This window comes from Vibrio sp. 10N.261.52.A1, from assembly GCF_002876325.1.
Taxonomy (GTDB): Bacteria; Pseudomonadota; Gammaproteobacteria; order Enterobacterales; family Vibrionaceae; genus Vibrio; species Vibrio chagasii.
In genome coordinates this window covers 1-2,161 of sequence record NZ_MCYD01001275.1, presented here as the reverse complement: position 1 = coordinate 2,161, position 2,161 = coordinate 1, and the positions used below count along the sequence as shown (strand labels likewise).

The window sequence follows — 2,161 nt, the reverse complement described above, 5'->3', positions numbered from 1 at the left end:
CTATCTATAGTTAAATCTAAAGCAATTATTCTAATGAATATGTGGACGCAATTTGAAGCAAGTTAACTATTTTGAACAATCGATAGCTCTCCTAAGTGAACGTCTCATAAAGCTACCTCCGATTTTTCTGTCGATACAAAAAACGGCGCTCAATGAGCGCCGTTTTGTTAACTATGTAGAATGCTATTAACTAAGTGGTCTTAGGTAGGCAAGGAAGCGTTTCTCTGCGAATTTGAAGATCGCAATGATGATAAACGTTAGCGCCATGTAGAACAGACCTGCTGTTAGGAATGACTCAAATGGAGCGTAGTAACGTGAGTTAACCAAACGCGCTGCGCCTGTTAAGTCCATAATGGTTACGATACCTGCTACCGCAGAGCCGTGAAGCATGAAAATAACTTCATTACTGTAGGCCGGCAGTGCACGACGTAAAGCACTTGGTAAAATGATACGACGGTAAGTCTTCGGTGTACTCATGCCGTATGCTTTTGCCGCTTCCACTTCACCTTTAGGTAAGCCGTTGATTGCACCTCGGATAATCTCAGCCGTGTAAGCAGAAGTATTCAGGATGAATGCCACCAAAGCACAGAACCAAGCGTTTTCCCATAGTGTGTCTTTCACTGGGAAGAACTGATCCATGCCGTAATAAATCAAGTAAAGCTGTACCAGTAATGGTGTGCCACGGAAGAAATAGATGAACGACCACGCAGGTGCGTTAATCAACATATTGTGGCTGTTACGAGCGATAGCTAATGGTATGGCAACAAACAAGCCAATAATCAAAGCGACGCAAACCATCCAAGCTGTTGTCCATAGACCACCAAGGTAAATCGGCAGGCTTTCAATTATCAATGAAAAGTCCATAACTACCTCGCGTGGATACTGAATTTGCGTTCAACAAGTTTAAGTAAACCAGTCGATACACTAGTGAAGAACAAGAAGATAAGTGCCACTGCCATGTAGAAAGTAAATGGCATTTTGGTTGAACCAGCTGCTAATGCGCTAACACGCACCATATCTTCTAGGCCGATAATGGAAACCAATGCTGTGGTTTTAAGTAAAACCAGCCAGTTGTTACCAAAACCAGGTAAGGCGTGACGAATCATTTGTGGTAGTAGAATACGACGGAAAGCTAATACAGGGCTCATGCCATAAGCCTTTGCTGCTTCCATTTCACCGCTGTCGACAGCCATGATAGCACCACGAAACGTTTCTGCCATGTAGGCGCCAAAGATGAAGCCTATGGTTAAGACACCAGCAACAAATGGGCTGACATCAATATAATCTGGTAAGTAAGAAGTCCACTCATGGTTAGGATCACTGGACGTGAACCACTCATTGAGCCACTCATTGATGGAATACAAACTGTTGTTTAAAAGGATCTGTCCACCAAAGAAAATCAGCATCATCAACACGAGATCGGGAATGCCTCGAATGACGGTTGTGTATAGAGTTGCAATAGCACGAGCCCAGCGATATGGCGCAAGCTTTGCCAAGGCTCCTAACATACCGAGCACCATAGCTAAAATGAGCGACAGCAAAGCAACTTCGATTGTAAGCAACGCCCCTTTCAGGATCGATACTTCATATCCTTGTAAATCAAACATAATGAATTCCAACAGAACTGCGAAAAAGTTGGTAAGACAGGGAGAGGATTGCCTCTCCCTTAAGAATTGACGCTAGAGATTACTGACCGTATACGTCGTAGTTGAAGTATTTAGCCGCAATATCTTGGTAGATGCCTTTTTCACGTAGAGAAAGGATTGCTGCATCTAGCTTCTTAGTTAGGTCTTTGTCTTGCTTACGTAGAGCAATACCAAAACCTTCACCGAACCACTTAGGATCTGTTAGTGATGGACCAACAAACTCGTACGCTTCACCGCCCGCTTTGTTCAGTACACCTTCTTCTAGAGCAGAAGCATCACCTAGTACAGCGGCAACACGACCGTTTGCTAGATCAAGGTAAGCTTCGTCGAAAGAACCGTAACGAACGATTTCAACCGTGTCGCCGTAGTTGTCTGTTAGGTATTTATCGTGAGTTGTTGCACGTTGAACGGCAATTTTTTGACCACTTAGGTCATCGAAGTTAAGGCCTGCGCCTTTCTTAGCGATGAACTTGTTTGGGATAAGTGCATATTTACCAGTGAAGTCGATTTTCTTC

The 2,161-nt window shown here is 43.7% G+C and carries 3 protein-coding genes; all 3 read right to left on the bottom strand.

What is annotated here, in order from left to right:
• Positions 1-186: 186 nt before the first annotated feature.
• Entirely contained in the window at positions 187-864 is a 678-nt protein-coding gene (locus BCT81_RS26770; RefSeq protein WP_102426428.1) for an ABC transporter permease, read from the bottom strand.
• A 2-nt stretch (positions 865-866) separates the two neighbouring features.
• On the bottom strand, positions 867-1,607 hold the full coding sequence (locus BCT81_RS26765; protein WP_063524191.1) for an ABC transporter permease: 741 nt from the start codon (positions 1,605-1,607) through the stop codon (positions 867-869).
• Positions 1,608-1,686: 79 nt separating this feature from the next.
• A partial coding sequence (locus BCT81_RS26760) for a transporter substrate-binding domain-containing protein (RefSeq protein WP_133152742.1) occupies positions 1,687-2,161 on the bottom strand: 475 nt, incomplete at its 5' end.

What these genes read in the sequence shown, in the direction of transcription:
- BCT81_RS26770 (WP_102426428.1), bottom strand. Translation starts at nt 864, where the DNA reads ATGGACTTTTCATTGATAATTGAAAGCCTGCCGATTTACCTTGGTGGT.
- BCT81_RS26765 (WP_063524191.1), bottom strand. Translation starts at nt 1,607, where the DNA reads ATGTTTGATTTACAAGGATATGAAGTATCGATCCTGAAAGGGGCGTTG.